A 7,236-nucleotide genomic window follows, 5' to 3' on the forward strand; every position below is an offset into this window, starting at 1 on the left:
CATTATAATATCGTGGGAATTGCCCGATATGAACCGCGAATGTCTCTCACCCCGTAGAATCGCACCTATTTCGTTTAAAATTGCACATCGTTATGAAAGCGATTCCAAACTATGATAGATAGGAATGTTATTTCTTGGAGGGGGTTACCGAATGGCAAGGGCTCGAAGATGGCTGGCCTGCTTGATGGCGGCGATCCTGCTGTTCTCCGCGGTTCCCGCCGCGTTCGCGGACGGACCGTCCGTTCCGTCGCCGCAGGAGACGGCGGCGCAGGAGCAAGCGCAGACGCCAACGCCGACGCAGACACCGCAGACGCCGCAGACGCCGCAGACGCCGGCGAACGGCGAAGCGATCGGCGAGGCGGCGACCGACGCAACGGCCGACACAACGACCGACTCGACCGTCGACGCAACCGTCGACGCCATAGCGGAAGCTGCGGCCGACGCGTCGCCGGCCTATATCCGCATCAAAAACAAATGGCAAAGCAACTACCTGTACGAAGCCTCCGACGGAGTGGTCCGCTACGGCTTGACCGCTTCCGAGGATACGTCCTCGCATTGGACGATCGAGGATGGCCCTGATGGCACGAAGCGGATTCAGAACCGCAAGACGGGCCACTACATCACGCTCGAAGGAGTGTCCAAGCGCCGGGACCCGCTGACGGCGAAGGCCGCGGCGGAGAGCGCGCCGGCGGACCGCTGGTACATCGAGCCGGCGAGCCGCGCGGGCTACAGCCTGATCAAGAGCGCGACCGTCCCCTCCTCGGCGAACCTCGTCATCCACGAGGAGGACCAGCTCGGCTTCGCCGAAGCGAGCAACGACATCAACGTGACGTTCGAGAGCCCGCAGTGGGCGTTCGAGCCCGTCGCCGAGCTGCAGCCCGTGCGCATCGTGAACCGGGAGCGCGCCGGCCAAGCCTTGTACGTCAAGGCGAACCCGGAAGCGCCCGACCGTCCGAACGACACGGTCGCCTTCGGCAAGGTCGACCCGGGCGACGCCAAGGCGCAGTGGTACGTGGAGCCGGGAGAGGGAGGCGGAGTGAAGCTTCGCAACCGCGCGACCGGCCAGTCTATCGTTCAGTTCGATCCGGACAACTATTGGCGGAAAATCGAAACGGGAACGTCCGACGATCCGCTCAAGCTGGAATGGACCGTCGCCGACGCCAAGGACGAGCAGGGAGCCTCCGTCCCGGGCTACGTGACGTTCTCCAGCGCGTTCAATGCCTCCTACGTGCTGAACACGCAGTTCCCGGACGATACGTTCGCCCGCTCGAACGACTGGTCCAACGCCGGCCGGGCCAACGCCCACTGGAAGCTGGAGCCGGTATCCGACATCAAGCCGGTCCGCATCGTGAACTTCACGACCGGCAGCGTCGGAACGGACTACCTGTACGAAGACGGAGGCGTCGTGAAGCATGGCGCTCTCGGCACCGAACAAAAGGACGATCCGCGTTACCAGTGGATCGTGGAAGATTACGACGGGGCCAAGAGAATCCGCAACGCGGCCACCGGCCATTACGTCGCGGCGGGCGATCCGCTGCTGGCGACGGACGGAGCGGGAGAGGGCTCCGCGGAGGATCAATGGTTTTTCCAGGCGTCGAGCCAGTACGACGATTACGTCACGATCCGCGGCCGGGCGGAAGGGGCCGGGTACTTGAACATCGCGGAAGACGGGGACACGGCCCGCTCCGGAGACGTCGACCCGAACTCGGACGGCGCCCAGTGGCTGCTCGAGGACCCGTCCGTTCCGACGGACGGCACGCCGCAGTACGTGCGCATCCAGAACGAATGGCAGCCGTTCGTCCTGTACGAGGACGAGAACGGCGAATTGAAGTACGGCAATGTCCGCTCCGATCAGCGCGACCAGTGGGCCATCGAGAAGTTTAACGGGCGCAAAAGAATTCAAAACCGCGCTACCGGCCACTATATCAACCTGCAATCGATGAAGGACGGGCACATCCAGGTGTCCGACGTCGAGGACAGCTGGACGAGCGCGGTCTGGATCATCGAGACGCTAGGCGGCGGCTCCAAGCTGATCTGCAGCGTGAACGATCCGAGCTCCGGCGGCGAAGTCGAGCGTCTGATCAACCTTCAGAACTTGACCAAATACGCCGAGTACGCAGCGATCAACCGCAACTGGGGAAGCCCGAAGTGGAAGTTCCTGACGGTGGCGGAGGACCGTCCGTCGAACGTGCGGCTCGTGAACAAGAAGACCGGCCAGGCGCTGTACGAGGAAGTCTCGGCGTCCGACCCGACCCAAGGCATCGTCCGCTACGGGGAGAAGCCGGCGTCCGATCCGTCCGCCGTCTGGTTCCTCGAGGACGCGGGCGACGGCTCCGTCCGGCTCAAGAACCGGGCGACCGGCCACTACGTCGCGATGGAGAACGTCGGCGGCGACGTGGAGCAGGCGGATCCCCCGCAGCCGCTGCAGACGCTTCAGACGATCTACCCGGTGTGGGGCAGCGCGAAGTGGTTCATGGACGGCACGCAGGAGGCCGGCTACATCGCCCTTCGCAGCGCGTGGGCCGCGCACTATATCCGGGCGGAGGACGAAGGCGGAGGCGTCCGGGTGAGCAAGTCGGTCAAGGCGGAGGACGGGGCCATCGCGGACGGCGCGCTGTTCAAGGCGGAGCCCGTCGCGGACGAGGGACCGAGCCTGCCGGAAGGCCCGATCCGCATTCGGAACGTGTACAACGGCCAGTATCTCTATGAAAATAGCGGCGGAGTCGTCCTGTACGGGGACGTCGCGGAATCGAACGGCTACTCGCATTGGGTGCTGGAGACGAAGGACGGAACGACGCGCATCCGGAACCGGGTTACCGGGCATTCCATGGCGACGAGCCCGGACTATCGCTATATCGAGAGCAAGGCGTCGGCCGGGAGCGATCCGTCCGTCGAATGGGCGATCGAGCCGTCCCCGGACGGGGCGAATGCCCTCATTCGCAGCTTGAACGGCGGCTACAGCGACGAATACGTCAACGTTCAGAACTCGGCGGGCTACGCGGAGAGGGGCTTGTACCCGGTCTCTTACGGCTCGCTGCAATGGGAGCTTCAAGCGGCGCCGGCCGAGTACGAGACGCCGTCCATGGGCGGCGAACGGAGCGACGTCACGTCCACCCCGGTGCATAACGACACGAACTACGTGACGATAAGCGCCGGAGGGAAGACGCTGCAGGAGACGGGCGGCAAGATCGTTCTCGGGAATGCCGGAGGCTCCTCCTCGCAGTGGCTCGTTCAAGACTTCAACGGGCGCAAGCTGTTGAAAAACCGGTCGACCGGACGCCTGCTCGCGTCCGGCGAAGGAGGCGCGCTCGCGGTCGTCGACGAGTCGCGGAGAACGGACGCCGCGGCGCAGTGGACGATCGAGGAGTCGCTGGGGTACCGGATCATCCGCAGCGCGGCGTCGGAGGCGAAGCCGATGCTCGCGCGAGAAGGCGGCGCCGTCCGCCTGAACGCGGCGGCCGCGAAGAGCGAAGCGCTCTGGGCGTTCGAGCCGGTCGCGTCCGACGTGCGCTACGAGGCCGAGGACGCCTTCCTCGGCGGCGGCGCCAAGGCCGCGTCCGACGCGGCGGGCTTCGCCGGCTCGGGCTACGCCGGCGGATTCGAGGCGGAAGGCGCGAGGATCGCCTTCGCCGTCAACGCCCAAGCCGCGGGCGGCTACAAGGCTACCCTGCGCTACATGAACGCGGGCGACGCTTCTCGCGCGCCGAGCCTGTACGTGAACGGCTTGCGCGCGCAGACGCTGACGCTGCCGAAGGCGTCCGGCTGGCGGAGCCTCTCGCTCGACCTTAATCTTAGAAGCGGCATCAACTCGGTCGAAGTCCGATTCGATGCCGGGAATGGCGCCGGAGCGGCGATCGACTCCTTGACGGTCGACAACTCTGTGAACAAGGCGTATCGGGGAGCGACGGTTCCTTATATTACGTACGAAGCCGAGGACGGCTCGACGAACGGAACGCTGATCGGGCCTTCGCGCGCTTACCGCGACGTCGCCTCCGAAGCGTCCGGCCGACGGGCGGTCAGGCTCGGCGAGACGGGACAGTACGTCGAATTCAAGACGGCGAAGGCGGCCAATTCGATCGTCCTCCGCTATTCGATCCCGGACAGCGCAGACGGGGCGGGCCAGGAAGCGACGCTCGGCCTGTACGTCAACGGCGAGTTCCGGCAGAAGCTGAAGCTGACTTCCAAATACGCGTGGGAGTACGGCAGCTATCCTTGGTCGAACGATCCGGACCAAGGCAGCGCTCACCGCTTTTTCGACGAGATTCATGCCCTCATCGGGAACGTTCCGGCCGGCGCGACGATCCGGCTGGAGAAGGACGCGGACAGCGCCGCCGACTATTACGTCGTCGACCTGGCGGAGCTGGAGCAAGTCGCGGATCCGTTCGCGAAGCCGGAAGGGTTCGTCTCGGTGACGGACTACGGCGCGATCTCCGGAGACGGCGCGGACGACACCGCCGCGTTCAAAGCGGCGATGGCGGCGGCCAAGGCGGCCCGGCAAGGCGTCTGGTTCCCGCAGGGCGAGTTCGAGCTGGGAGACGGGCTTCTCTACCTCGACGACGTGACGATCCGCGGGGCTGGCATGTGGCACACGCGGCTGAACGGTGCGAAGTTCGTCGGTCGGGGCAAGAACATTCAAGTGTACGACCTGCTCATCGACGGCGGCATCAACGAGCGCGACGACGAAGCGATTACGAATGCATTTCACGGCGCGTTCGGTCCGGGATCCGTCATCCAGAACGTCTGGATCGAACATACGAAGGCAGGGCTGTGGCTCACGAAGCTGAAGGACGGCGAGGAGATCACCGACGGTCTGTACATGCTCGGCCTGCGCATCCGCAACCTGATGGCGGACGGCATCAACTTCTGCGTCGGCACGAGCAATAGCTGGATGGAGCAATCCGACATTCGCTACCCGGGCGACGACGGCATCGCGATCTGGTCGGCCGAAGGCCGGGCCAGCGTGAACAACACGGCGCGCTTCAACACGGTATCGCTGCCTTGGCTGGCGGATAACATTGTTGTTTTCGGCGGTACCGACAATAAGATTCTGGATAACGTGGCCAAGGACACGATCACGAACGGAGCCGGCATCGCGGTATCGACCCGCTTCAACCCGGTGTCGTTCGCGGGAACGACGGTCGTGGAGAGGAACACGCTTATCCGCACGGGCAGCTACGACACCGGGTACGCGACCGATCTCGGCGCGATCTGGGTGTTCGCCAGCGACAAGGATCTGGACGGCAACGTCGTCATCCGCGACAACGTCGCGCTGGACAGCGCCTACCAAGGGCTGTCGATCCAAGGGAACTTCAAGATCGGCAACGTGCTGCTACAGGATCTCGTGTTCGACGGCATGGGGACGAAGGGAGTCGACGTCTCCTCGACGGTCGGCGGTACCGTTCTCCTCGACAATGTCATCTTCCGTGGCGCGAAAATCGCGGACGTGGCGAACGCGGCGGGAGATGCGTTCGCGCTCGAGGAGCTCAACGAGGGCTTCGCGAACGCGATCAAGCCGTTTAGCGTCAAGCTGAGCGACGGCACGACGGCCCGCTTCGCGCTGGAGAAGGGCAAGAAGACGAAGCTTCGCGTGTATGACCGGCAGGGGGCCGACGTCACCGCGAACGCCGATTGGACCGTCGCCGATTCCTCCGTCGCGACGATCGACGATAGCGGAGAAGTCGTCGCTCGCGGCGTGGGAACGACTTCGGTCGAGGTCGTCTGCGGCGACGCGAAGCGGACCTACAGCTTGCAGGTGAAGGAAGCGGCCGGAAGACCGTCTCCGGGCTCGGGGTCCGGAAGCGGAGGCGGTGGCGGCGGGGAGGCGCCCGTCGCTAATGATGGCGGTGCGGCTGCCAACGACCGCAAGCTGGCGGAAGCGAAGGAAGACTCGATCGTCTTCGAGCTCGGAGGTGCGGGCTCGGAGGCGGGAACGGGCACGGGCTCGGGTGCCGCCGGGGAGCTGCCGTTCACCGTGGCCGGGCTTCGCCAGGCGCTCGCGGATAACCCGAACGCGACGATCGTCGTTCGTTCCGGCGAAGCCTCGTACCGGTTCCCGCTGTCGCTGGCGGGACGGCTGCTGGACAGCCGGACGATCGCCGATCCGGCGGCGGCTCTATGGAAGTTCGCCGTTCGTCCGCTGAGCGAGGACGCCGTCAAGAAGGCGGAGGAGCAGGCCAAGGAGCAGGGCTTCCGGCTGGCGGGCGTTCCGGTCGAGTTCGGCATCTCGCTCAAGGACGGAGACAAGACCGAGGCGATCGGCGGCTTCGGCCGGACTTACGTCGAGAGGACGCTGGACGTGAGCGGCGAGCTCGATCCGGGCGCGGCGACGGCGCTTCTGTACGATCCGTCGACGGGACGCTTCGAGTATGCTCCTGCGACGTTCCAGACGGCGGACGGCAAGACCGTCGCGACGATCCGAAGCGCGGTTAACGGCATCTTCGCGATTGCGGAGCATCCGGTAACGTATGCCGACCTGGCGAACCACTGGGCGAAGAAGGAGATCGAACGGCTGGCGTCGAGAACGATCGTGAACGGCGTGGCCGCGGACGCGTTCGCGCCGAACCGCGAGGTCACCCGCGCCGAATTCGCGGCGCTGCTCGTTCGGGCGCTCGGGCTGCGGGCCGAGGCAGCGGGCAAGTCGTTCTCCGACGTGCCGGCGAACGCTTGGTACGCGAAGGACGTCGCCGTCGCCGGCGAATACGGGCTCGTCCAAGGAACGCCGGACGGCGCGTTCCTCCCCGGCGCCGTCATCACCCGCGAGCAGATGGCGGTCATGCTCGCCCAGGCGTTCCGGCTGGCGGCGGGCGATGGGGCTTCGCCGCAAGGCGGGGCTTCGGCGACGGGAGATGCGCCCGCGGCGCCGAGCGGGGCATCGCCGGAGCAGACGGTGTCTGCCCGCTTCCCGGACCGAGCGTCCATTCACGCTTGGGCCGCGGACGCGGTCGAACTCGCCGCAAGCTTAGGTATCCTGCAAGGCCAATCCGGCGGCGAGTTTAAGCCGCTGAGCACCGCCACCCGCGCGGAAGCGGCCGTCGCCATAGGCCGCCTGCTGCAAGCGGCCCGGCTGGCCGACTAATCGGAATCCTGCCGCTATAGCGAACGACCCGCGAGCGCCTTGAGCGCCTCGCGGGTTTGTTTTTTTACAATGGTCCAATTTTGCCTAGTTCGGACCGTGCAGGATTGGAAGGCAGGCGGCTGAACGAGTGTGATTTGTCGTATAAAATCGTCGAAATAATC

The 7,236-nt window shown here is 65.4% G+C and carries 1 protein-coding gene; it reads left to right on the top strand.

Features of this window, described 5'->3' with window-relative positions; translation table 11 throughout:
• Positions 1-151: 151 nt before the first annotated feature.
• Positions 152-7,075 (top strand): RICIN domain-containing protein, encoded by a 6,924-nt coding sequence (locus H7B90_RS28760; protein ID WP_185139339.1) that lies wholly within the window; start codon positions 152-154, stop codon positions 7,073-7,075.
• Positions 7,076-7,236: the final 161 nt, after the last annotated feature.

Source organism: Cohnella xylanilytica (assembly GCF_014212175.1).
In the GTDB taxonomy this organism is placed as follows: Bacteria; Bacillota; Bacilli; order Paenibacillales; family Paenibacillaceae; genus Cohnella; species Cohnella xylanilytica.

Excerpts from the sequence above, each read along its gene's own strand:
- H7B90_RS28760 (WP_185139339.1), top strand. The coding sequence starts at position 152 with ATGGCAAGGGCTCGAAGATGGCTGGCCTGCTTGATGGCGGCGATCCTG.